Below are 23,685 nucleotides of genomic sequence, written 5' to 3'. Positions count from 1 at the left end.
ACGCCCGGTCAGGCGGGCATCCGGTCGGTGCAGCGAGGTCAGGGCGTGGAATTAGGCGCTGATCTGGGGGCAGTCGCCAAAGGCGTCGGTCTTGCGCTCCGCCCAGCGGCGGGCCAGCTGGCACGCGATGGCGGCGATGCGCCGGAGCGACAGCGGCGCCGCGCTCTCGGCCAGACGGAAGCGGGCGACGGGCGATTCGCCCGACAGCCAGACCCGCGTACCTTCCGGCAACGCCACGACATCGCCCGGACGCAGCCACATGTCCGCGATCTGGCCTTCCACGGTCAGCCACAGCCGGCCCTCCAGCACGGTCACGCTCTGCCCATGCGGGGCGCGCCAGCTGACTGGCAACCCGGGTTCATCGAGTTCAAAGGTCTTGAGTTCACGCATCGGTGTCTCCTCGTCATGCCCGGCGGAGCGGCGATCCTGGGGGCGCCTCCGCCACGCTTCCATTATTCATGGCGCGGACTACAATCCCATGCACAGTTCCGAACAGTTTTCGTTGAACTGTTCAGTAGTTTTTACTGACACTTGCCGCCCCCGCCCCCATGAAACTGATGCTCGACCCCTCCACCGGTGTGCCCCTGACGGAGCAGATCGTCCTTGCCGTCAAATCGTGGATCAGTTCGCGCGAGGCGACGCCGGGGGCACGCCTGCCGTCGATCCGGCAAATGGCGGCCGAGCACAAGATCAGCCGCTTCCCGGTGATCGAGGCCTATGACCGGCTGGTGTCGCAGGGGCTGGTCGACTCGCGGCAGGGGTCGGGCTTCTACGTGGCGGATAGCCCGCTCGCCGGGCGCAGCGGGCGCGGCTGGTCGGACCCGAGCCTGGCCGAGGACCTGTCGCTCCACATCATCGACCAGTTCCACCATCCGAGCGGCGCGCTGAAGCTGGCGGGTGGCTTCGTCCCCGAGGAATGGCGCGACGTGGAGGGACTGACCCAGGCCATTCGCCATATCGCGCGTCACGACATCGACAGCGTGATCCACTACGCCACCCCGCTGGGGCATCCCGAGCTGCGCAAGCAGGTATTGATGCGCGTGCGGCAGGTCGGCATCCAGGCGGAACTGTCGCAGGTGCTGATCACCTCGGGCGCCAGCCAGGCGCTGGACCTCGTGGTCCGCCACCTGCTCAAGCCCGGCGACACCGTGTTTGTCGAGGACCCCGGCTACTACAACCTGTTCGGGCTCCTGCGCATGCATGGCGTGCAGCTGGTGGGTGTGCCGCACACGCCGAACGGGCCCGATCCCGAGGCCTGCGAGCGGCTGCTGCGCGACCACAAGCCCAAGCTGTTCTTCACCAACAGCATCCTGCAGAATCCCACCGGCTCGACGCTGTCGCCGCCGGTCGCATTCCGCCTGCTCGAACTCGCGCGCAAGCACAACTTCCGCTTCGTCGAGGACGACATCTTTTCCGACTTCCAGCTCCACTTCACCGACCGGCTCGCCACGCTCGACCAGCTCGAGCACGTGATCTATATCGGCGGATTCTCGAAGACGGTGTCGGCGGCGCTGCGCGTGGGCTACCTCGTCGCCGACAAGACGCTCATCAAGGACCTGATCGACGTGAAAGTGCTGACCAGCGTAGCCGGATCGCACTTCGCGGAGGCCGTGACGGCGACGATGCTGGAGCGCGGCGCCTATCGCAAATACGTGGAGCGGCTGCGCGTGCGCACGCGCGAGGTGACCGCCGATGCGGTCAAGATCCTCGGCCAGAGCGGATGGGACGTGTTCTGCGAACCCGCCGGTGGCAATTTCCTGTGGGCGCGCCCGCGCGGCATCGAGGATTCCCGCGAACTGGTGACACTGGGCGAGCAATACGGGATCGCGCTGGCACCCGGCCATTTCTTCCGGCCGGGCGGCGACACCACGCCGTGGGTGCGCATCAACTCCGCCTACGCGGGCGAACCCCGCTCGCGGGCGTTCCTGCAGGATGCGGGGTCGCGCGGCGGCTAGCCTTCGGCGTCGCCGCCGTGGTTATGCAACACGGCGTTGCGGCGCGAATACGCGAAGTAGATCACCAGCCCCAGCGCCAGCCAGCACAGGAAGGCAATCCACGTCAGCGCCTGCAGGTGTGCCATCAGGAACAGGCAGAACACCACCGCCAGCAACGGAATCACCGGCACGCCCGGGCAGCGGAACGCGCGCGGCAGATTCGGCCGCGTGCGCCGCAGCACCAGGATCGCAATCGAGATCAGCGTGAAGGCCGCCAGCGTGCCGATGTTGATCAGCTCGGCCAGCACGTTCAGCGGCACGAACGCCGCGATCGCGGCGAACACCAGCCCGACCGTCCACGTGGCGACGAAAGGCGTGGCGTGGACCGGATGCACGGCTGACAGCCGCTCGGGCAGCAGGCCGTCGCGCGACATTGCAAAGATGATGCGGGTCTGCCCGTAGGTCATGACCAGGATCACCGTGGTCATGCCGAGGATCGCGCCGAGGTCGACAAACCCCGCCACCCAGTTCTGCCCCGCATATTGCAAGGCCAGCGAGACCGGGTGATCGACCCCTTCGAACTTCATGTACGGCACGATGCCGGTCATGATCGCCGCCACGGTGACATAGAGGATGGTGCAGACGGCCAGGGATCCGATGATGCCGATCGGCAGGTCCCGGCGCGGGTTGCGCACTTCTTCGGCGGCGGACGTCACGGCATCGAAACCAATGAACGCGAAGAACACCAGCGCCGCGGCGTTGAAGACGCCGTCGAAACCGAACGGCGCGAACGGCTGCCAGTTCTGCGGCTGCACATGCCAGACACCCACGACGATGAACAACAGCACCACGCTGATCTTGATCGCCACCATGACGTTGTTCAGCCGCGTGGACTCGCGCACGCCGTACGACACCACCCAGGTGATCGCCAGCATGATCAGGCAGGCCGGCAGGTTCAGGATCGTCTCGGCACCCGGCACCGAACCCGGCGCAGCGGTCAGTGCCACGGGCAGGTGAAAACCGAATCCGGCGATCAGCGACTGGAAGTATCCCGACCACCCGACCGACACCGCCGACGTCGCCAGCCCATACTCCAGCAACAGGTCCCAGCCGATCATCCACGCCACGATCTCGCCCAGCGTGGCGTAGCTATAGGTATAGATCGATCCGGACACCGGAATCGCGGAAGCGAACTCCGCGTAGCAGAGCGCGGCAAACCCGCACGCCATGGCCGCGATCACGAAGGAGACTGTCAGCGCCGGGCCGGCCGTCAGCGCACCGGTCCCGGTCAGTACGAAGATGCCGGTGCCGATGATGGCGCCGATGCCCATCAGCACCAGATCGACGGGCCCGAGCACCTTGCGCAACCCGTCATGCTCGCTGACCTCCAGCATGGCTTCGATGTTCTTGGTACGAAAGAGGCTCATGGGTGCTCCGGCCGGAATCCAGTCAAGACGACTATTGTTGTACTTGCCGGCCGAATGCGATAGCGGAATCGACGAGAGCCGATTGCGATAACGCAAGCGAGGTGCGCATGCGGAGCGAAGCGGGTCGAACTGCGACAGATCTGGAACTATTCGACCGTCACCGATTTTGCAAGATTTCGCGGCTTGTCGATGTCTGTCCCGCGCGCCAGCGCGGCATGGTAGGCCAGCAACTGCATCGGAATCGTATGAAGGATCGGAGACATCAGGCCATGGTGTTCGGTGAGCCGGATGATCTCCACGCCGTTTGCCGACGACAGCGCGCCATCCATGTCCGCGAAGACGAAGAGCCGGCCGCCGCGCGCGCTGACCTCGTGCATGTTGGACTTCAGCTTTTCGAGCAGACGGTCGCTGGGAGCCACGGCCACCACGGGCATCTCGTCGCTGATCAGCGCCAGCGGTCCATGCTTCAGTTCTCCGGCGGCATAGCCTTCCGCGTGAATGTAGGAAATTTCCTTCATCTTCAGCGCGCCTTCGAGTGCGATCGGATAGTGCATGCCGCGACCGAGGAACAGGATGTTCTCCTTACGGGTCAGCTGCTCCGCCCAGCCGATGATATGCGGCTCCAGCGCCAGCACGCGGCTCATCGCGTCAGGGAGGTGACGCAGCGCGCGCAGGTGCTCCTGTTCCTCCTGGTCGGAGAGGCGACCGCGCATCTTTGCGAGCGTCAGCGCCAGCAGGAACAGCGCCACCAGTTGCGTCGTGAACGCCTTGGTCGATGCCACGCCGATCTCCACGCCCGCACGCGTGATGAAGTGCAAGGCGCATTCGCGGACCAGTGCGCTGGTGGCGACGTTGCAGATCGCCAGCGTCCGGGTCATGCCGCGTTGCTTCGCCACCTGCACCGCGCCGAGCACGTCGGCGGTTTCCCCGCTCTGCGACACCGCCACGACCAGCGTATTGGGATTGACCACCGAGTCGCGATAGCGGTATTCGCTCGCAATCTCCACCCGCACCGGCAGGTTCGCGAGGCCTTCGATCCAGTAGCCGGCGGTCAGCGCCGCGTGATAGCTGCCGCCACACGCCAGCACCAGCACATCCTCCACGCCATTGAGCGCGCGCCACGCGCCATCGCCGAACAGCTCCGGCATGATCGACGTGATGTCCTGGAGCGTATCCGCCACCGCGCGGGGCTGCTCGAAGATCTCCTTCTGCATGTAGTGGCGATACAGCCCGAGGTCGGCGGCGGCGCTGTGGGCGGCAACGGTGTGGACGCGACGTTCGGCGCGCTGGCCGTCGCCATCGACAATCCAGTAGCGATGCAGCTGCACGTCCACCACATCGCCATCTTCCAGGTAGACGATCTGGTCGGTCACGTTCGCCAGTGCAATCGCATCGGAGGCGAGGAAGTTCTCGCCCTGGCCCACGCCGATCACCAGCGGCATGCCGCTGCGCGCACCGACCAGGCGATGGGGTTCGTCGCGGCACAGCACCGCGATCGCGTAGCTGCCGCGCAGGCGGGCCACGGCTTGGCGCACGGCTTCGAACAGGTCGCCGTTGTAGAGGTGATCGACCAGATGGGCGATGACCTCGCTGTCGGTCTGGCTGGCAAACACGTAGCCGTGGCGCTCGAGTTCCTCGCGCAGCGCCTCATGGTTTTCGATGATGCCGTTGTGGGACAGCGCGATGCGCGGCGCGGCGTCGCTGGGCGAGAAGTGCGGATGGGCGTTGGCCGTGACGGGCATGCCATGCGTGGCCCAGCGCGTGTGGGCAATCCCGGTGTAGCCGGACAGCGCCTGCGCGGCGATATCCTCGGCAAGCCGCGCCACGCGATCGACACTGCGCGCCCGCACCAGCCGGCGGTCCAGGTGCAGCGCCACGCCGCACGAGTCGTAGCCGCGATACTCCAGCCGTTTCAGGCCATCCACCAGGTCAGGCAGGATGTTTCGTTGCGCCACCGCCCCAACAATTCCACACATGTCGCCGCTCCGTTTGATGGGTTCGTATGAACCGATGGCTGCGATGGTAGAGTTGCTCCCGTGAAATTTTCTTTCAGATTTTCCGCCTTTATGAAATCACAGGAGTCATTCCTATCGTGATGAAATTTTCTTTCACACCATGCGGCGCAGGAGTCGCCCCGTGATCGACGTCGAACTGGACGATCTCGACCGCCGCATTCTCCGCGCACTGCAGGCGGATGCGTCGCTGTCGAATGCCGCGCTTGCCGCGCAGGTGTTCGCCTCGGCACCGACTTGCCTGCGCCGTGTGCGCAGGCTGCGGGAGTCGGGCGTGATCCAGCGCGAAATCGCCATCCTCGACCCCGCCAGGCTCGGCGTGCGGCTGACGGCGATCATCGAGATCACGCTGGACCGGCAGACCGCCGAGGACTACGACGCGTTCGAGGCGTACGTCTGCGGCGAGAGCGTCGTCACCCAGTGCTATCGCGTGTCACCGGGGCCGGACTTTGTCGTCCTCACGGAGATGCCCGACATGGCCGCCTACGACGCCTTCGCGCGCCGGCTTTTCACGGGTGCCTCCAACGTGCGCAATGTCCGCACGTTCTTTTCCACACATCGCGCGAAGTTCGAAGCCAATGCGCCGGTCGGCGGCGCGCAGGATGCCAGCCCGACGCACGCGCCCGGCGGGGCCAGCGCGAGCTCCGCCACACGGCCATGAAAAAGCGCCCCGCGAAGGGGCGCTCAAGCGTGACAGGGCGAACGGGCGGTAAAGCCCGCAGGCCAATGCAGCGTTACTTCGCCACCGGCATCGTGAATTCCGCGCCCTTGCCGATGCTGTCCGGCCAGCGCTGCATGATGCTCTTGTAGCGCGTGTAGAAGCGCACGCCCTCTTCGCCATAGGCGTGGTGATCGCCGAACAGCGAGCGCTTCCAGCCACCGAACGAATGCCACGCCATCGGCACGGGAATCGGCACGTTGATACCGACCATGCCCACCTGGATCTGACGCGAGAACGCGCGCGCGATGCCGCCGTCGCTGGTGTAGCACGACACGCCGTTGCCGAACTCATGGCGGTTGATCAGGTCCACGGCCTCGGCAAAATCATGCACGCGCACCACCGACAGCACCGGGCCGAAGATCTCTTCCTTGTAGATCGTCATGTCCGGCTTGACGTTGTCGAACAGCGTGCCGCCGACGAAGAAGCCGTTGTCATGGCCTTCCACCTTGTGGCCGCGTCCGTCGGTCACCAGCGTCGCGCCCTCGGTCACGCCCTTGGCGATATAGCCCTCCACCTTCGCCTTGTGGACGCCCGTCACCAGCGGACCCATTTCGGCGTCGGCATCCATGCCGTTGCGGATCTTGAGCGACGCGGCACGTTCGGCCAGGCGCGGCACGAGCTTGTCGGCCACATCGCCCACGGCCACCGCCACCGAGATCGCCATGCAGCGCTCTCCCGCCGATCCGTAGGCCGCGCCCACCAGCGCGTCGACGGCCTGATCGAGGTCGGCGTCAGGCATCACCACGAGGTGGTTCTTCGCGCCGCCCAGCGCCTGCACGCGCTTGCCGTGCTTCGTGCCTTCCGTGTAGATGTACTCGGCGATCGGCGTGGAGCCGACAAACGACAGCGCCTGCACGTCCGGGTGCGCTAGCAGCGCGTCGACGGCCACCTTGTCGCCCTGCACGACGTTGAACACGCCATCGGGCAGGCCGGCCTGCTTGAGCAGATCGGCGATCAGCAGGCTGGGCGACGGGTCACGCTCGGACGGCTTGAGCACGAACGTGTTGCCGCAGGCCAGCGCCACCGGGAACATCCACATCGGCACCATCACCGGGAAGTTGAACGGCGTAATGCCGGCCACCACGCCCAGCGGCTGGCGCAGGTTCCAGTTGTCGATGCCGCCGCCGATGTTGTCAGTGAAATCGGTCTTGAGCAGGTTGGGGATGCCGCAGGCGAACTCCACCACCTCGATCCCGCGCGTGACCTCGCCCTTGGCGTCCGAGAACACCTTGCCGTGCTCGCGCGTGATCAGCGCAGCCAGGTCGTCATGATGCTTGTCCAGCAGCTCCTTGAACTTGAACAGGATGCGCGCGCGGCGCAGCGGCGCCAGTTCGGCCCACGCCGGAAATGCCGCGCGGGCCGCGGCAACGGCGCTGGCCACGTCCTCGGCGGAGCCCAGCGCCACGCGCGCGGCGACCTCGCCCGTAGCCGGGTTGAAGACATCGGCGAAGCGGCCCGCGCCGCCATTGCGCATGGCGCCGCCGATGTAGTGGTGGATCTCGGCGATCTGCCGGTTTTCTGCGATGTTCACTGCGGTCTTCCTCTCAGTCTCTTTGGCGTGGGCGCAGGTCTTACTGCACGTCCTGCAGCGCCTGCTTCACGGTATCGAACAACTGGTCGATCTCGGCCTCCGAAATAATCAGCGGCGGCGAGAACGCCAGGATATCGCCGGTGTAACGCACCAGCACGCCGCGCTCCAGGCACTTGAGGAAGGCCTCGTAGGCGCGGGCGCCCGGTGCGCCGGGGCGCGATTCCAGTTCCACGCCGGCCACCAGGCCCAGGTTGCGGATGTCCTTCACATGCGGCGCGCCGCGCAGGCCATGCACGGCGGCTTCGAACTTCGGCGACAGCTCGGCGGCACGCGCGAACAGCTTGTCGCGCTGGTAGATGTCGAGCGTGGCGATGCAGGCCGCCATCGCCAGCGGGTGGCCCGAATAGGTGTAGCCGTGCGGCAGTTCGATGCCGCCCTGGGCCGTGGCGTTGATCACGGCGTCATGCACTTCGCGACGCACCGCCACGGCGCCCATCGGCACGGCGGCATTGTTGATGGCCTTGGCCATCGTGATCAGGTCCGGCGTGACGTTCAGGCGTTCGGCGGCAGTGGCCGCGCCCAGGCGGCCAAAGGCCGTGATCACCTCGTCGAAGATCAGCAGGATGCCGTGCTTGCTGGTGATGGCGCGCAGTTTTTCCAGATAGCCCACCGGCGGCACCAGCACGCCGGCGGAGCCGGCCAGCGGCTCGACGATCACGGCGGCGATGTTCGAGGCGTCATGCAGCGCGATGATGCGTTCGAGTTCATCGGCCAGATGGGCGCCCCATTGCGGCTGGCCCTTCGAGTACGCGGCCTCGGCAATGTTCAGCGTGGCCGGGAGATGATCGGCGCCCGGCATCACGTTGGCCGACCACATCTTGCGGTTCGGGCCAATGCCGCCCACCGCCAGCCCGCCAAAGCCCACGCCGTGGTAGCCGCGCTCGCGGCCGATGATGCGCGTGCGCTGGCCTTCGCCACGCGCGCGGTGGTACGCCAGCGCGATCTTCAGGGCGGTATCCACGGATTCCGAACCTGAGTTCGTGAAGAAGATGCGGTCCAGCCCTTGTGGCATGAGCGACGCCACCTTGGTGGCGGCTTCGAATTCCAGCGGATGGCCCATCTGGAACGGTGGGGCGTAGTCAAGCGTGGCCGCCTGTTGCGCGATCGCCTCGACAATCTCCTTGCGCGCATGGCCCGCGGCCACGCACCAGAGACCGGCACAGCCGTCCAGGATCTTGCGGCCGTCGTGGGTCGTGTAGTACATGCCGCTGGCCGATGCCAGCAGGCGCGGAGCGGCCTTGTACTGGCGGTTGGCGGTGAACGGCATCCACAGGGCTTCCATATCGGGGATCACGGTCTTGGCGGCGTCCATACATTCTCCTGAGGCAATGGGGGAGGAGTGGCGGCGACACGCCACGGATTCCGGCAACTCTACCGGCGGGGTTGGGCCGACAAAATATACGGTCGGCAAAACGCCACCTCACCGTACAGTTTAGGCTGCGACAACCGTACAGGATGGCGAGCAGGCGCGCGGCGCACCGGACAACCGGTGTCAGGCTTCCATCGGCTTGTCTACGCGGGTTCGCGCTGCGGCGCACCATTTTAAAACTCTGCCGATCGGTGTGTCGTATGTCGTTAAACTGTACAGGTCTTGCAATCCGCAGAGTGCTGCATGCTTAACCTGAACCTGAATCTTGCCCGCAGCCGTCGTGGCGGCGAAACCCTGACCGAACAGATCGTCGCCGCTATTGCCGGCCTGGTGGACCGCCGCGCGTTGCGCGCCGGCGCCGCGCTGCCCTCGGTGCGGCGCTTTGCGCAACAACACAACGTCAGCACGTTTACCGTGGCGGAGGCCTATGGCCGGCTGACCGCGCTCGGCTACCTGGCGGCGCGACCGGGGTCGGGCTACACCGTGGCGCATCGCCACGCACCGTCCGGGCACGCGCGCGCCTCGCACTGGGAGGCCCCCGGCCTGAACGCGGCGTGGCTGCTGTCCGACGTATTCGCCGACCATTCGGTGCCGATCAAGGCCGGTGCCGGCTGGCTGCCGGGGGACTGGCTCAATGAGGAGGGTCTGCACCAGGCCATGCGTAGCGCGGCGCGCGTGCCGGCCGCGCAGGTCTCCGGCTATGGCCATCCGTACGGATTCGGCGTGTTGCGCGAACACATCGCCACGCACCTGAGCCAGTACGGCATGCCCGTGCAGGCCCAGCAGGTCGTGCTCACACAGGGCGCCACGCAAGCGCTGGACCTGGTGGTGCGCACGCTTCTGCGGCCTGGCGATACCGTGCTCGTGGAAGCCCCCTGCTACTGCAACCTGCTGCAGATCCTGCGACTGGCGGGGCTGCGCGTGATCGGCGTGGCGCGCACTGCGGCGGGGCTGGATACCGATGCGCTCGAGGACGCGATCCGCCAGCACGCGCCGCGTGCGTTGTTCATCAACACCGTGCTGCAGAACCCCACCGGCGCCAGCCTGACCAGCATGAACGCGTTCCGCGTGCTGCAACTGGCCGAGCAGCATCGGCTGCTGGTGGTGGAAGACGACATCTACCGCGAGCTGGCGCCCGCCGGATCGCCGATGCTGGCGGCGATGGATGGCCTGTCGCAGGTGGTCTATGTGAACGGCTTTTCGAAGACCATCGCGCCGTCGCTGCGCGTGGGTTATCTGGCGGCCAGCCCGGACCTGGCCAAGGCTTTCGCGCGAACGAAGATGGCGGTGGGTCTGACGTCATCGGAGGTCACCGAGCGGCTGGTCTATTCGGTGCTGACCAGCGGCCACTACGGGCGACACGTTGGGGCGCTCGCCGAGCGGCTACGCGCGCAGCAGGATCGTGTGACGGAAAAGATGGAAGCGCACGGGCTGGAGGTATTGCTGCGCCCCGAAGGCGGGATGTTTGCGTGGGCGCGACTGGCGCCGGGGGAAGACAGTGTCGTCCTGACCGGCAACCAGCTGGCCACGCTGGCGCTGGAGCACGGCATCTGGCTGGCGCCCGGGTCTTACTTCGAACCGGACGAAACGGATTCGCCGTGGATCCGCTTCAATGTGGCGACCAGCGACGCCGGTGAGCTGTGGACGTTCTTCGATGCGGTGCGCAGCGGCCGGACGGCGATCGCTCGCGCCGCCTAGATCCGGCCGCTGCGCCCGGAAACCGCTCAGAAGCGATAACGCACGTAGCCCGTGTAGTAGTTGCTGCCCGGGTTCGGTTCCTTGATCCCGGCATTCGAGATGTGCTGGAAGCGGAAGCCCACTTCCGTATTGGCGTTCTTGCCAAAGCCCACGCCCACGCCAAGCATGTCGGAGAACTGGAATGCGCTGCCCATGCGGTGTTCGTCGGACGTGCCCGTGTGGCTCAGCACGCGCAGGCCCACCGACGCCTCGGCGAACGGCACGAAGTAGCTGCCGCGCTTTTCCACGCGCAGGATCGGCGAGATGCCGAATTCGAACAGGTTCTGCTGGTTGGTGCCGCCGCGGGCGTCCCAGCCGGCCACGTTGACTTCCGCCTGGAGCCGGAACAGCCAGCCTTGCGGGTTGCCGTACTGGATGGGGGTGTTGAAGTTGACGCCAAGCTCGTACTTGTTGACGTCATGGCTGGTATCGCGGCCATACGCCACGTGCACGGCCGGATGGCTCCAGCCCACCAGCTCTTCGGCACTGACGGCCGAACTGGCGATGGCAAGCAACGACGCGGCGACGATAGGGAAGGAAAAGCGCTTGCGGAGAAATGCAAAGGAGGGCATGCGGCGGTCTTGTTGTTCTTTCTTCATATGGAAGGCTTCGACGAAGAGAGAGTGGCTCGGCAACGGAAATGCAACGAGCCTGACCTGCCTGGCACACGGTGAAGTGTCGTTTGCAACGCGTCTGGTGCGCGTCGCACCCGGCCCCTTCCGGATTTCCCGGCAAGTCAGGCCCAAAGCCGCTCGACGAGCCAGCTCGCAGCAACACAAATGCCGAGCCAGACGGCGAGACAGCCTGCAATAAATCGGTACGTCATGATGAAAATTAACTACGTGGGGGCTTTCGGACGGGTCGCATTATACATCCATACATGTATGTATGTTTAGCGCGCAATTGCCAATGCCGGTGGCATGGCAACGTCAGACACATCAGAAATCCACCAGTTCGCCATCATGCCAGTGTGCGGATCACTCTGCACAGCGATGATTAAATGGTTGTTTCAAAAAAATTGGCGCTGCGGCGGCGTCGGACGTGCGGGGGATGCGCCGTCGGCGCGAGCGGGCAGAAGCGGGGAATGAGGCGAGTGAGGCGAATGAGGAGGCGAATGGGCGATGACGGGCGCGGCGGGGTCAAGCCCACGCCGCGCCGCTGGGGGATTCAGCCCTTCAGGAAGGGCAACGCTTCTTCGAGCAACTGATCGGGCACTTCCTCGGCGATGTAGTGGCCGCACGGCAGCGCGTGGCCCGTGACGCGGCGCGCCACCTTGCGCCACTCTTCCAGCGGCTGGAAGCACTTGCCGACCGCGCCGTCGGCTCCCCAGAGCGCCAGCATCTCGCACTCCACCATGCGGCCCGCCGCGATGTCCGCGCGATCGTGTTCCAGATCGATCCCCGCGCTGGCCCGATAGTCCTCGCACAGCCCATGTGCGGCGCCGGGGGTCTTCAGGCAACGCAGATATTCGGCCAGCGCCGCCTCGGTGAACGGCGCCAGGCCCGCGCTGCGGCCGCCCATCGTCTGGCGGATGTAAAGCTCGGGATCGGCCTCGATCAGCGTTTCCGGGAACGGCGCCGGGCGGATCAGGAAGAACCAGTGGTAGTACGCCCGCGCAAAGGCTTCGTTGGTCTGGGCATACATCGCCAGCGTCGGGGCGATATCCAGCGTGACCAGCTTTTCCACCGCATCGGGATAGTCCACCGCGAGCCGGTGCGCCACGCGCGCGCCACGGTCGTGCGCCAGCACGCGGAAGCGCTCGAAGCCCAGCGCGCGCATGACTGCGAGCTGGTCGGCGGCCATCGCGCGCTTGCTGTAGTTGCTGTGGTCCGCCACGCCGGCGGGCTTGTCACTGTCACCATAGCCGCGCAGGTCCGTCGCGACCACGGTGAAATGGCGCGCCAGCTCGCCCGCCACCTTGTGCCAGATCACATGCGTCTGGGGGTGACCATGCAACAGCAGCAGCGCCGGGCCCTGACCACCCACGACGGCATGGATGGCGACGCCGTTGGCGTCGATGCGGCGCTCCGTGAATCCCTCGAACATCATGTGGCTCCTTTAGCGGTTGGCGACTGGCTGGCCGTTGAGTCTTGCCATGGTAACGGCCGCCACGTCGCGCAGCCAGGGACTGGCGGCGTAATGGCCGCGGGCGAACGCCGCGATCGCATCGGCATGGGTCAGAGACAGTCCGATGATGTCCAGCCCCAGCCGGAACATGTCCAGATGGCGCGGGGACAGCGTGAAGCCGACGCTGAAATCGCCCGCGCTGACCGTCATGGCGCGCAGGTCGATGCGGAGCGTGGCCGGCGCCACCGGGTCCGACACGGCCGCCATCAACCGGTCCACATCCGCTTGCGGCAGCATCACCAGCAGCAGCCGGTTGTTCATCGCGTTGGAGTAGAAGATCTCGCCGAAGCTCGGTGCGATCACCGCCTGGATGCCATATTGCTGCAGCCCCCAGACCGCATGTTCGCGGCTGGACCCGCACCCGAAGTTGGGCCCGGCCACCAGCACCCGCGTATTGCGATACGCCGGCTGGTTCAGTACGAAATCCGCGCGCGGGCCGCCGGCCTCGTCAAAGCGCATGTCATACAGCAGACCCTTGTCCAGGCCGGCCTTGTCGATGCCGCGCAGGAACTGCTTGGGCATGATCTGGTCGGTATCCAGGTTCGGCAGCGGCAACGGTGCGCCGGTGCCTTCGATCAGCGTGTAGTCAGACATGTTGGATCTCCAGGCGGCGCACGTCGGTGATGTAGCCGGTGACGGCCGCGGCGGCGGCCATGGCGGGACTCATCAGGTGCGTGCGTCCCGCGCGTCCCTGGCGTCCCTCGAAATTGCGATTGGTGGTGGACGCGCAGCGCTCGCCCGGCGTCAGCACGTCGTCGTTCATGGCCAGGCACATCGAGCAACCCGGCTTGCGCCATTCGAAGCCCGCCGCCCTCAGCTGCGCGGCGATGCCCTCGGCTTCGGCCTGATCGCGCACGGCCCCCGAACCCGGGACCACCATCGCCCGCACGCCCGGCGCCACCTTGCGGCCACGCACGACGTCCGCCACGGCGCGCAGGTCCTCGATGCGGCCATTGGTGCAGGACCCGATGAACACGCGTTGCACGGGCAGGCCCTGCAGCGACGCACCGGCCGCGAGCCCGATATACCCGAGCGCGCGCTCGGCGGAGGCTCGGGCAATCGCATCGGCGGCATCCGCGGGATGCGGCACGCGTGCGCCGACGGGGATGGCCTGGTCCGGGCTGGTGCCCCAGGTCACGTACGGCTCGACGACGGCGGCATCGAACACGAGTTCGGCATCGAATCGGGCGTCGTCATCGGAAACCAGCTCCGCCCACGCCGCGCGGGCGCGCTGCGCCATGGCGGCGTCGATGTCCGGCGCGCGATCCAGCACGTAGGCGATCGAGGTGGCATCGGGCGCAATCAGCGCGCCGCGTGCGCCGGCCTCCACCGTCATGTTGCACAAGGTCATGCGTGCTTCCATCGACAGCGCGCGAATCGCCTCGCCCGTGAACTCCACCGCATAGCCACGCGCGCCCTGCGCGCTGATGCGGGCGATGATATGGAGAATCAGGTCCTTCGACGTCGTCCCGTGCGGCAACAGGCCATCCACACGAATGCGCATGTCGCGCGCCACGCGATAAACCAGCGTCTGCGTGGCCAGCACGTGCTCCACCTCGGACGTGCCGATGCCAAACCCCAGCGCACCGAACGCGCCGTACGTCGTGGTATGGCTGTCGCCGCAGAGCACGACCATGCCGGGGCGGATCATGCCGTGCTCCGGCGTAATGACGTGCTCGATCCCCTGCAACGGGTCGTTGGTGTCGAACAGCGGAATCCCGTGGAGATCACAGTTGCGCTTCAGGTTGCGCGCCTGCAGCGCCGACGCCGGGTCCCGGATCACGCGCGGCGTTTCCGCATGCGTGGGGATGATGTGGTCCACCACCGCCAGTTGCTGCCCGGGCACGGGCACCTTGCGACCGTGTTCGGCCAGCCCGGCAAACGCCTGCGGACTGGTGTACTCGTTCATGATGTGCAGATCCGCATAGAGCAACACGTTGTCCGCATCGAGCGCGACGACGGTGTGCGAATCCACCAGTTTGCGATAGAGGGTAAGACCGGCCATGAGAAATGCTCTGCCTGCTTGAGTGGGGGAATGGCGGCAGTGTAATCACGGAATCCATCGCTATAATTTCGCGAATCGACTGACATTCATGCCCTGGATTCACGATTCCCCAGAGCGCCAGATTCGCCACTTTTCCCCGCATGGACGCCTTTTCCGATCTCGCCTTCTTCGTGTTGCTGGTCAAGCGCGGCAGTCTGGCCGGCACCGCGCAACAGCTTGGCATCACGCCGTCCGCGGCCAGCAAGCGGCTGGCCGCGCTGGAGGCGCGCCTGGGCGTGCGGCTGCTCAACCGGACCACGCGCCGGCTGTCGGTGACGCCCGAAGGCGAGGCCTATCTGGCGCAGGGCGGGCGAATCCTGTCGGAACTGGAAGAACTGGAGCAAGGCCTGGGCGGCAGCCGCGTGGCCCCGCGCGGGCTGCTGCGCGTCAACGCCACGCTGGGATTCGGGCGGCGCCATCTTGCGCCGGCCGTGGGAGATTTCCTGCAGGCGTTTCCCGACGTGGAAATCCAGCTCCAGCTCACCGACCGGGCGATGAACCTGGCCGAGGAAGGCTATGACGTGGGCATCCTCGTCGGCGACCTGCCCGATGCCCGGCTGAACGCGCGCAGGCTCGCGCCCAACAACCGGCTGCTGTGCGCATCCCCGGCCTACCTCGCACGGCATGGCGAGCCGGCATCGCCGCGTGCCTTGCAGCAGCATCGCTGCATCGTGATCCGCGAAAGCGAGTCGGCCTACGGCACGTGGCACCTGCACGCCGCGGGCCGGCAGGAGACCGTCAAGGTACGTGGCCCGGCGGCGACCAACGACGGCGAAGTGGCGGTCGGCTGGGCGCTGCAGGGGCATGGAATCCTGCTGCGATCGGAATGGGAAGTGGCGCCGCTGCTGCGCTCCGGGCGTCTGCGGCAGGTGCTGACCGAATGGGCGGCGCCGCCTGCGGATATCTACGCGGTGTATCTGTCGCGCGACAAGCTGTCCGCGCGCGTCCGCGCGTTTGTCGACTTCCTGGCCGAGCGCTTCGGCGCCTACGACGCGTCGGCGCCCTATCATGGGTGGTAGGCGTCTGGCAGACGGGGAACGAGCCACCGGTTGATGGCACGTGGGCGGCATGCCGATGCGCCACTGGCGCGCCAGGGTTATCGAACAGGCGCGGCCAACCCCATCCCGGCCGCATGGGCGAGCGCGCTGCGGCGCGGCATTGCTGCTACGCTTCGTGTGCGCCCTTCAACACGACGGATTCCGATTTCACCATGCACACGCACGACCTGTCCGCGTGGACCCATTCCCACGTCTTCGATACCGGCAACCAGGCCGCCGAACGCAGCACGCGCCTGGTCATGTGGATCACGCTGGCCACCATGGCCATCGAGATCACGGCCGGCCTCTGGTTCAACTCCATGGCCCTGCTGGCCGACGGCTGGCATATGAGCTCGCACGCCGTCGCCATCGGCGCCTCCGCCTTTGCCTACGCGGCGGCACGAAAGCTGGCCGGCGACGCCCGGTTTACGTTCGGCACCTGGAAGATCGAAGTGCTGGCCGCCTTTGCCAGTGCAGTATTCCTGTTCGGCGTGGCCGCGCTGATGGTGTTCGCCTCGGTCGAACGCCTGTTCAGCCCGCAGTCGATCCACTACCAGCAAGCCCTGGCCATCACCGCCTTCGGCCTGCTGGTGAATCTGGTCAGCGCGCTGATCCTTGGCGGCGCGCATTCCCACGACCACGATCACGCCCATCATCACGACCATGCGCACGGGCACGACCACGGGCACCATCACCATGACATCAACCTGCGTTCGGCCTACGTGCACGTGCTGGCCGATGCCGCCACCTCGGTGCTGGCCATCGTGGCACTCGCTGGCGGGTGGTGGCTGGGCTGGAGCTGGCTGGACCCTGTGATGGGGCTGGTCGGCGCTGTACTGGTCGGCCGATGGGCGATCGGCCTGATGCGCCAGAGCGGCAGGGTCCTGCTGGACCGCGAGATGGACCATCCGGTCGTGGAGGAAGTGCGCGAAGTCCTGGCCGGATTCGATCGGGGCGAAGACGGCACGCGCGTGGCGGACTTGCACATCTGGCGCGTGGGCCGCGAGCAGTTTGCCTGCATCGCCAGCCTGGTCACCCATGACACCACGCTCACACCGCAGCGCGTGCGGCAGGCCTTGTCCGTGCACGAGGAACTCGTGCACGTGAGCGTCGAGATCAGTTTCTGCGACGGGGCGCCGCACCAGTAGGACGCCCTACCGGGGGCGATCCGATCCGCGCGACGCCGGATGCATGCATGGCGTCAGCGCGGCGTGGTCTCAGGGCAACAGCAGGATGGCTCCCGTCGTCTCCCGCCGCTCCGCGGCCTCGTGCGCGCGGGCGACATCGGCAAGCGGAAAGCGCGCACCGATCTCCACCTTCACATGGCCCGCGGCAATGGCGTCGAACAGGTCTTTCGCATTGGCGCGGAAACGCGCCGGATCGGCGTTGTGCGGGAATACCGACGGACGCGTCAGGAACAGGCAACCCTTCTTGTTGAGCAATTCGGGCTCGATGGCCGGCGCGGGACCCGATGCCCCACCGTACAGCACCACCATGCCGAATGTCTGCGCGCAGTCGAGCGAGCCCAGGAAGGTGTCCTTGCCCACGGCGTCGTACACCACGGTCACCCCGCGGCCATCCGTGGCGGCGCGCACCTGCTGCACCCAGTCGCCCTGGCTATAGTCGATGGCGACGTCACAGCCCGCCGCCCTCGCCCGTTCGCACTTTGCGGCGGAGCCGGCCGTGCCGATTACCCGCGCGCCGAGTGCCTTCGCCCACCCACTGAGAATCTGGCCCACGCCGCCGGCCGCCGCATGCACCAGCACCGTGTCGCCCGGCTTCACCGCATGGGTATGGCGCACCAGATACTGCGCGGTCATGCCCTTGAAGATCACGGCCGCGGCCTGCTCGTCGCCGAGCCCGTCGGGCAGCTTCACCAGCTTGTCGGCGGCCACGTTGCGGCCTTCGGCATAGGCGCCCAGGCCGGCATTCATGTACGCAACGCGGTCGCCCACCGCGACGTCGCGCACGCCCTCCCCGACCGCTTCCACCACGCCGGCCGCCTCATGGCCAAGGCCCGTGCCGACCGGCAGCGGATAGGTGCCCTTGCGCTGGTAGACGTCGATGAAGTTGAAGCCAATCGCGGTGTGCCGCACGCGAGCCTCGCCGGCAGCCGGCGGCGGCAACTCGACGGGCTCGAGGCGCATGACCTGCGGCGGACCAAACTCGTGAAGGCGTACGGCGCGGACGGTCGTCGGCATGTTGTCTCCTGCTTGCAAGCGCAAATTTGGGAACCCGATTATTTACGCTTTTGTAAAACCTTGCAGAAGGACGGTTAAAGCTCGGCGCTCATGCACAGCGCGCTGGTGTTGCGCAGGCGCTGGAACTCCTTGCTCTCCAGCACCTCGTTCGGCAACTTGGAGGCATGGATCAGCGAGAAACCGTAGCGCGCGAAGTAGCTCGGGCAACTGGAGGTCAGCAGCACGGCGCGGCGGCTGCCGTTGGCGCGGGCCCGCATCATCACGGCGTTGACGAGGTGGCTGGCAATGCCCTGGTCGCGCCATTCGCGCAGCACCGCCACCGAGCGGACGATGGCCGTATCGCCGAAGAGCTCGGCGCAGGCACATCCAACCAGCTGGGATTCAAGCAGGGCGACGTGGAATCCCCCCACGAGCCGCGGCAAATCGTCCACCGGAAGGCCGCACCGCTCTAGAACGGCCTCGATGGCGGGCGCATCCGACGGCTGCGCCGCGCGGACTCGCAGATCTTTAATCATCGGGAGCCTCTGTTTTTCTCATCACGTTGAGACGGAAATGCCATGGAAGCCCTGCATGGTGGAACTGTGTCGTCGATCACCGATGGGAAATATCGGAAGTCGTACGACGACGCGTGCCACGGGAGCGGTGAGATGCTGACAGTTGGTGCACGCGCGGCCCCACATTATCGCAATCGGGGCGGAGTTTCCAGAGGGGATTCACCGAATGCGACGTTTGCCATGCCTGGGCAAAACGGAGCATGAAATGCGCCAGCCGACCGATAAGGGGTCAGGCCAAAAGCATATCCGGGAAAGATGACAGAACAGTCAGAGGGGAATGGAGGCGGGGATACGGAATCGAACCGTCGTACACGGCTTTGCAGGCCGTCGCATCACCACTCTGCCACCCCGCCCCGGAATGACGTCCTTGCGGACAATCGATGTTGCGGGGCGCAGTGTAGCCGAAGTCGATCAAGTCTGCAGACGGCCCATCAGTCGGCCCTCACTCGGGCTCGCCCATCGCCGATTGCAGGTAGTTCTGCAGGCCGACCTTGTTCACGAGTTCCAGCTGCGTCTGCAGCCAGTCGATGTGGTTCTCGGTGTCTTCGAGGATATGGCTGACGACCTCGCGCGACACGTAGTCGCCCACCGATTCGAAGTACTTGATCGCTTCCTTGCAGCTGGCTTGCGACACCAGTTCCAGCTTGAGGTCGCAGCCGAGCATCTCCTCGGTGTTCTCGCCCAGCAGCAGCTTGTCCAGGTCCTGCAGGTTGGGCAGGCCGTCGAGCAGCAGGATGCGCTCGATCAGCTTGTCCGCGTGCTTCATCTCTTCGATCGATTCTTCGTACTCGTGCTTGCCGAGCGCGGTGAGCCCCCAGTGGCGATACATGCGGGCATGCAGGAAATATTGATTGATGGCCGTCAGTTCGTGCTTGAGCTGACCGTTGAGCAATTGAATTACCTTCTTGTCGCTTTTCATGACATCGTTTCCCGTGACCGCATCGAAACTGGCGTCGAAAACAAAGCGCCGGAGATTTTCATGGTAATTCCCATGGCCAGAAGGTCAAGGCTTATACGATAATGGCTGCGTGCTGGACGAAAGCGTTATCCGACGCGGCATTCGCGGTAATGCGCATGATTTTGGACATGATTTTGCGCATGATTGCGATTCCGATTTCGCACGATGCACAAGGGAAGCGCATATCGTTGCAGCCCTGTTGCAGGCCAGTTACAGGCCTGGCATTCCGGACCTCGACCATTAATCGCCCGCCAAAAAAAAAGCGCTTCCCGAAGGAAGCGCTCATGGCTATCGGCAATCGACAATCCCGATTTGCAATCATTCACCGCTGGCGCGGTAGCGATTACGCAGGTCGCGGATCATGTCGTGATTGCGCAGCACGCCCTGATACTGGCGTTCGATCAATGCGCGGATATCGAAGCTGAGGTCGGTCTCCTGCAGCGCGTCGGCGTACTTCTTCTTGGCCACGTCCTCGCCCTTCTCGGTGTCTTCGAGAATGGCCAGGTCGGAGCGGTCGGCGACGGCGGTGCGCAGGCTGACCCAGCCGCGATGCAGTGCGCCGGCCACGCTGCCGCTTTCTTCCGGCTTGCTGCCCAGCGCCGTCACCCGGCCCTGCAACTCACGCACGGCGGCACCGATTTCCGTGGCACGGCTGGAGAACAGCGTCTTCAGTTCCGGATTCTTTGCATCCTCCGCCGCCTTGCGGAAACCTTCCTCGCCATCGCGCGAAACCTCGATCAGGTCGTTCAACACGGAAACGTTGTTGTCAGCCATAGTGGGCTCCTCTCATCGAGCGCGCCGCCTGAGAAACCAGCGCAACGCGTCATGGAACATTCCGCGCCATTCAGCAAGAGATGGCGCGGCCTTGATTCCAAGATAGGGGAGTGACCCTGCGCAGGCTGTCGGGTGGCCTCGCAAGCGGTTGTCGGTCGATGCCTACATGCCCCGCGCCGGGCGGCGCGAGAGGCAGCGGATCAGTCCAGCAGGTGACCCATGCGAGACCGCTTGGTCGCCAGGTACTTTTCGTTCTCGGCGTTCGGCGGCACGATGTGACGCATCTGCTCGGTCACGGCGATGCCGGCATCTTCAAGCGCCTTGATCTTGACCGGATTGTTGCTCATCAGGCGGACGGACTTGACGCCCCATTGCTGGAGCATGTCGGCGGCGAACGCATAGGTACGTGCGTCGATGGCTTGCCCGAGGGCGAGGTTGGCGTCGACGGTATCGAGCCCGCCGTCCTGCAGTGCGTAGGCGCGAATCTTGTTCGACAAGCCGATGCCGCGGCCCTCATGGCCGCGCAGGTACAGCAGGATGCCGCGCCCTTCCTCGGCGATCTTCTGCATGGCCAGGTCGAGTTGCTCGCCGCAGTCGCAGCGGCAGGACCCGAACACGTCGCCGGTCAGGCACTCCGAATGCAGCCGGACCAATACGTTTTCGCCGGAGATATCGCCGATCGAGAGCGCCAGGTGTTCGGTGCCGGTGTCGGCGCCCTGGAAGGCATGCGCCGTGAAGTCGCCATAGCGGGTCGGCAGCCGGGCGGAGCCGATCAGCTCACTTTCTAGGTCTTTCATATTTCTGTGGAATCGCTGGGAGCGCCGTGGGGCCCGGGGCGGCAAGATGCGGCACCGGGACAGGCGCACTGCGCGCCACCCGGGGAGGCGTGCGCGCGGCATGCCGGCAAGGATACCCCGAAACCGCCAACCCTATCGGGAATGGGGAGGATGCGTGGGACGGCGCGGCGGGCATTTACCGCCGCTTGCGAAACTTGCCACCACTACCGAGCGCGTGAAAGTCGTAGTGGCGAACGATGCACCGGCTGCGCCGCCCCGGCGCTCCCCGTAATGGAGAGCGCTTGGAGGTTGCTTCAAAATGAAGCGGAGCGGTCCTGGCTAGGGCGAAGCAGGGGTTTCGGATCGCACGCGATCCGCCTGCGTAGCGGCATGCGCCTGCTGGCGCATGCGCGCCCTGCAAGGGCGCGGCCGCAGACAGTACAACTGGTACGGCCAGGCCGCGCAACGACGCCAGGATCTTTTTGAAGCGACCTCTCTTATTCCACCGTCACGGACTTCGCCAAATTGCGCGGTTTGTCCACATCCGTACCCCGGGCGCAGGCCGTGTGATACGCCAGCAGTTGCAGCGGCACCACGTGCAGAATCGGCGAGAGCGCGCCATAGTGCTCCGGCATGCGGATCACCTGGATGCCGTCCGACGACTGGATATGCGTGTCGGCATCGGCAAATACATACAGGCGGCCGCCACGCGCGCGCACTTCCTGGATGTTGGACTTGAGCTTTTCCAGCAGCGCATCGTTCGGCGCCACCGTCACTACTGGCATCGCCTCCGTCACCAGCGCCAGCGGGCCGTGCTTGAGCTCGCCGGCCGGATAGGCTTCGGCGTGGATGTACGAGATTTCCTTGAGCTTGAGCGCGCCTTCCAGGGCGATCGGGTAGTGCAGGCCACGGCCCAGGAACAGCGCGTTCTCGCGACGGGCGAATTCTTCCGACCACGCGATGATCTGCGGTTCCAGCGCCAGCACGCCATGCAGCGCGGACGGCAGGTGGCGCAGGTTGGTCAGCGCCGCCGACTCCTGCTCTTCCGTCAGGTGGCCACGCACCTTCGCCAGTGCCAGCGTCAGCATGTAGAGCGCTGCCAGTTGCGTGGTGAAGGCCTTGGTCGATGCCACGCCGATCTCGGTGCCGGCGCGCGTCAGGAAGCGCAGTTCCGTCTCGCGCACCATGGCGCTCGTCGCCACGTTGCAGACGGCCAGCGTATGCGCATGACCCAGCGAACGGGCGTGGCGCAGCGCGGCCATCGTATCGGCGGTCTCGCCCGATTGCGAGATCACCACCACCAGCGCGCGCGGGTTCGGCACGGTGTCGCGGTAGCGGTACTCGCTGGCCACTTCCACCTGCGTCGGGATCTTCGCCACGGACTCCAGCCAGTACTTGGCCGTGCAGCCCGAGTAGTAGCTGGTGCCGCAGGCCAGGATCAGCACGCTGTCGATCCCCGCGAACACAGACGCGGCGGTCTCGCCGAACAGGTCCGGCGTGATGGCGGCGATGCCTTCCAGCGTATCGCCCAGCGCACGCGGCTGCTCGAAGATTTCCTTCTGCATGAAATGGCGATACGGACCCAGTTCCACCGCGGCGGCGTGGGTTTCCACCACGCGCGCCTCGCGCTGGACTTCGATGTCGTTTGCGTCGTGGATCGTGGCGCCGGCGCGCGTGAGTTCCACCACATCGCCCTCTTCCAGATAAATGATCCGGTTGGCGGTGCCGGCCACGGCCAGCGCATCGGATGCGAGGAACGACTCGCCCTCGCCCAGCGCCACCACCAGCGGCGACCCGGCGCGGGCGCCCACCACGACGTCGGGCTGGTCCTTGGCCACTACGGCAATGGCGTAGGCGCCATGCAGGCGCTTGGTGACCGCGCGGACGGAGCCGAACAGGTCGCCACGCGTGGCGCTGCTCGGATAGGTGTAGGCCTGGTGAACCAGGTGGGCCACCACCTCGGTATCGGTCTGCGACTCGAAGCCGTAGCCCACCGCGCGCAGTTCGTCGCGCAGCGGCTCGTAGTTCTCGATGATGCCGTTGTGCACCAGCGCGATGGTTTCGTCCGAGAAATGCGGGTGGGCGTTGATCGTATCGGGCTTGCCGTGCGTCGCCCAGCGCGTGTGGGCGATGCCCAGATGGCCTGCCAGGCCGGACGATTGCGTCTGGGTGTCGAGATCGGCCACGCGCGACACGGTACGGGCACGCTCGAGCATGTCATCGCGCACCACGGCCACGCCGCAGGAATCATAGCCACGGTACTCGAGGCGACGCAGGCCCTCGATCAGGACCGGAACAATATTGCGGTTGGAAACCGCGCCGACGATGCCACACATGCTGGGACCCCCCGATTTGGCGCGCACGTCCCGCGCGCCCTGTCACTGAATGATTGTCGGGCCCGACGCCGGGCCCGCTTCGCGATG

The 23,685-nt window shown here is 65.9% G+C and carries 21 protein-coding genes and 1 tRNA gene; 5 read left to right on the top strand and 17 right to left on the bottom strand.

Annotation, left to right across the window (positions count from 1 at the left end; all coding sequences use genetic code 11):
- Positions 1–51: 51 nt before the first annotated feature.
- Entirely contained in the window at positions 52–390 is a 339-nt protein-coding gene (locus BLR29_RS06795; RefSeq protein ID WP_092135692.1) for a DUF2917 domain-containing protein, read from the bottom strand.
- A 158-nt stretch (positions 391–548) separates the two neighbouring features.
- Here BLR29_RS06795 and BLR29_RS06790 point away from each other — a divergent pair, with 158 nt between their 5' ends.
- Entirely contained in the window at positions 549–1,955 is a 1,407-nt protein-coding gene (locus BLR29_RS06790) for an aminotransferase-like domain-containing protein (protein ID WP_092135690.1), read from the top strand.
- Here BLR29_RS06790 and BLR29_RS06785 read toward each other — a convergent pair.
- On the bottom strand, positions 1,952–3,361 hold the full coding sequence (locus tag BLR29_RS06785; protein ID WP_092135689.1) for an amino acid permease: 1,410 nt from the start codon (positions 3,359–3,361) through the stop codon (positions 1,952–1,954). The genes BLR29_RS06790 and BLR29_RS06785 overlap by 4 nt on opposite strands.
- A 146-nt stretch (positions 3,362–3,507) precedes the next feature.
- A complete protein-coding gene (gene glmS / locus BLR29_RS06780; RefSeq protein ID WP_092135687.1) occupies positions 3,508–5,337 on the bottom strand; it encodes a glutamine--fructose-6-phosphate transaminase (isomerizing) in 1,830 nt (609 codons plus the stop codon).
- 139 nt (positions 5,338–5,476) lie between these two features.
- Here glmS (BLR29_RS06780) and BLR29_RS06775 point away from each other — a divergent pair, with 139 nt between their 5' ends.
- On the top strand, positions 5,477–6,034 hold the full coding sequence (locus BLR29_RS06775; protein WP_092135685.1) for an Lrp/AsnC family transcriptional regulator: 558 nt from the start codon (positions 5,477–5,479) through the stop codon (positions 6,032–6,034).
- Between the two features lie 73 nt (positions 6,035–6,107).
- Here the strand turns inward: BLR29_RS06775 and BLR29_RS06770 are convergent, their stop codons facing one another.
- Complete coding sequence (locus tag BLR29_RS06770; protein WP_092135683.1) at positions 6,108–7,625, bottom strand: CoA-acylating methylmalonate-semialdehyde dehydrogenase; 1,518 nt, start codon at positions 7,623–7,625, stop codon at positions 6,108–6,110.
- A gap of 40 nt (positions 7,626–7,665) precedes the next feature.
- Positions 7,666–8,997 carry an omega-aminotransferase AptA gene (locus BLR29_RS06765; protein ID WP_092135682.1) on the bottom strand — a complete coding sequence of 444 codons (1,332 nt, stop codon included), beginning with the start codon at positions 8,995–8,997 and terminating at the stop codon, positions 7,666–7,668.
- 300 nt (positions 8,998–9,297) lie between these two features.
- On the opposite strand from BLR29_RS06765, the gene BLR29_RS06760 reads away from it, so the two are divergent.
- Positions 9,298–10,752, top strand: a complete 1,455-nt coding sequence (locus BLR29_RS06760) for an aminotransferase-like domain-containing protein (protein WP_092135680.1) — start codon at positions 9,298–9,300, stop codon at positions 10,750–10,752.
- A gap of 26 nt (positions 10,753–10,778) precedes the next feature.
- On the opposite strand, the gene BLR29_RS06755 is transcribed toward BLR29_RS06760, so the two are convergent.
- The 4 genes from BLR29_RS06755 to leuC form a co-directional block, all read right to left on the bottom strand.
- On the bottom strand, positions 10,779–11,363 hold the full coding sequence (locus tag BLR29_RS06755) for an acyloxyacyl hydrolase (RefSeq protein ID WP_255371127.1): 585 nt from the start codon (positions 11,361–11,363) through the stop codon (positions 10,779–10,781).
- Between the two features lie 595 nt (positions 11,364–11,958).
- Entirely contained in the window at positions 11,959–12,837 is an 879-nt protein-coding gene (locus BLR29_RS06750) for an alpha/beta fold hydrolase (RefSeq protein WP_092136619.1), read from the bottom strand.
- A 12-nt stretch (positions 12,838–12,849) separates the two neighbouring features.
- Positions 12,850–13,512, bottom strand: coding sequence for a 3-isopropylmalate dehydratase small subunit (leuD, locus tag BLR29_RS06745; protein WP_092135677.1), 663 nt, complete (start codon positions 13,510–13,512; stop codon positions 12,850–12,852).
- Positions 13,505–14,923, bottom strand: a complete 1,419-nt coding sequence (gene leuC / locus BLR29_RS06740) for a 3-isopropylmalate dehydratase large subunit (protein WP_092135675.1) — start codon at positions 14,921–14,923, stop codon at positions 13,505–13,507. The genes leuD and leuC overlap by 8 nt, the downstream gene beginning before the upstream one ends.
- 140 nt (positions 14,924–15,063) lie before the next feature.
- Between leuC and BLR29_RS06735 the strand changes: the two genes are divergently transcribed.
- Both BLR29_RS06735 and dmeF read left to right on the top strand, forming a co-directional pair.
- Positions 15,064–15,981 carry a LysR family transcriptional regulator gene (locus BLR29_RS06735; RefSeq protein WP_092135673.1) on the top strand — a complete coding sequence of 306 codons (918 nt, stop codon included), beginning with the start codon at positions 15,064–15,066 and terminating at the stop codon, positions 15,979–15,981.
- A 191-nt stretch (positions 15,982–16,172) separates the two neighbouring features.
- Positions 16,173–17,147, top strand: a complete 975-nt coding sequence (gene dmeF, locus BLR29_RS06730) for a CDF family Co(II)/Ni(II) efflux transporter DmeF (protein ID WP_092136617.1) — start codon at positions 16,173–16,175, stop codon at positions 17,145–17,147.
- A 69-nt stretch (positions 17,148–17,216) separates the two neighbouring features.
- Here dmeF and BLR29_RS06725 read toward each other — a convergent pair whose 3' ends face one another.
- From BLR29_RS06725 to glmS (BLR29_RS06685), 8 genes are all read right to left on the bottom strand, one after another.
- On the bottom strand, positions 17,217–18,200 hold the full coding sequence (locus BLR29_RS06725) for a quinone oxidoreductase family protein (protein WP_092135672.1): 984 nt from the start codon (positions 18,198–18,200) through the stop codon (positions 17,217–17,219).
- 74 nt (positions 18,201–18,274) lie between these two features.
- A complete protein-coding gene (locus tag BLR29_RS06720; RefSeq protein WP_092135670.1) occupies positions 18,275–18,715 on the bottom strand; it encodes a GNAT family N-acetyltransferase in 441 nt (146 codons plus the stop codon).
- A gap of 317 nt (positions 18,716–19,032) precedes the next feature.
- Positions 19,033–19,107 (bottom strand) — tRNA-Cys (locus BLR29_RS06715).
- 89 nt (positions 19,108–19,196) lie between these two features.
- Positions 19,197–19,673 (bottom strand): bacterioferritin, encoded by a 477-nt coding sequence (gene bfr, locus BLR29_RS06710; protein ID WP_092135669.1) that lies wholly within the window; start codon positions 19,671–19,673, stop codon positions 19,197–19,199.
- Positions 19,674–19,764: 91 nt separating this feature from the next.
- Complete coding sequence (locus BLR29_RS06705) at positions 19,765–19,998, bottom strand: hypothetical protein (RefSeq protein ID WP_092135667.1); 234 nt, start codon at positions 19,996–19,998, stop codon at positions 19,765–19,767.
- A 32-nt stretch (positions 19,999–20,030) separates the two neighbouring features.
- Entirely contained in the window at positions 20,031–20,486 is a 456-nt protein-coding gene (locus BLR29_RS06700) for a PA2169 family four-helix-bundle protein (protein ID WP_092135666.1), read from the bottom strand.
- A gap of 200 nt (positions 20,487–20,686) precedes the next feature.
- Entirely contained in the window at positions 20,687–21,283 is a 597-nt protein-coding gene (ribA, locus tag BLR29_RS06695; RefSeq protein WP_092135664.1) for a GTP cyclohydrolase II, read from the bottom strand.
- 476 nt (positions 21,284–21,759) lie between these two features.
- The gene (glmS, locus tag BLR29_RS06685; RefSeq protein ID WP_092135661.1) at positions 21,760–23,598 is read right to left on the bottom strand and encodes a glutamine--fructose-6-phosphate transaminase (isomerizing); all 1,839 of its coding nucleotides are present in this window, start codon (positions 23,596–23,598) and stop codon (positions 21,760–21,762) included.
- Between the last annotated feature and the right edge of the window lie 87 nt (positions 23,599–23,685).

Origin of the sequence: Cupriavidus sp. YR651 (assembly GCF_900101625.1) — a bacterium.
Taxonomy (GTDB): Bacteria; Pseudomonadota; Gammaproteobacteria; order Burkholderiales; family Burkholderiaceae; genus Cupriavidus.
The sequence above is the reverse complement of the archived record's forward strand: the minus strand, read 5'-3'. Positions and strand labels throughout refer to the sequence as shown.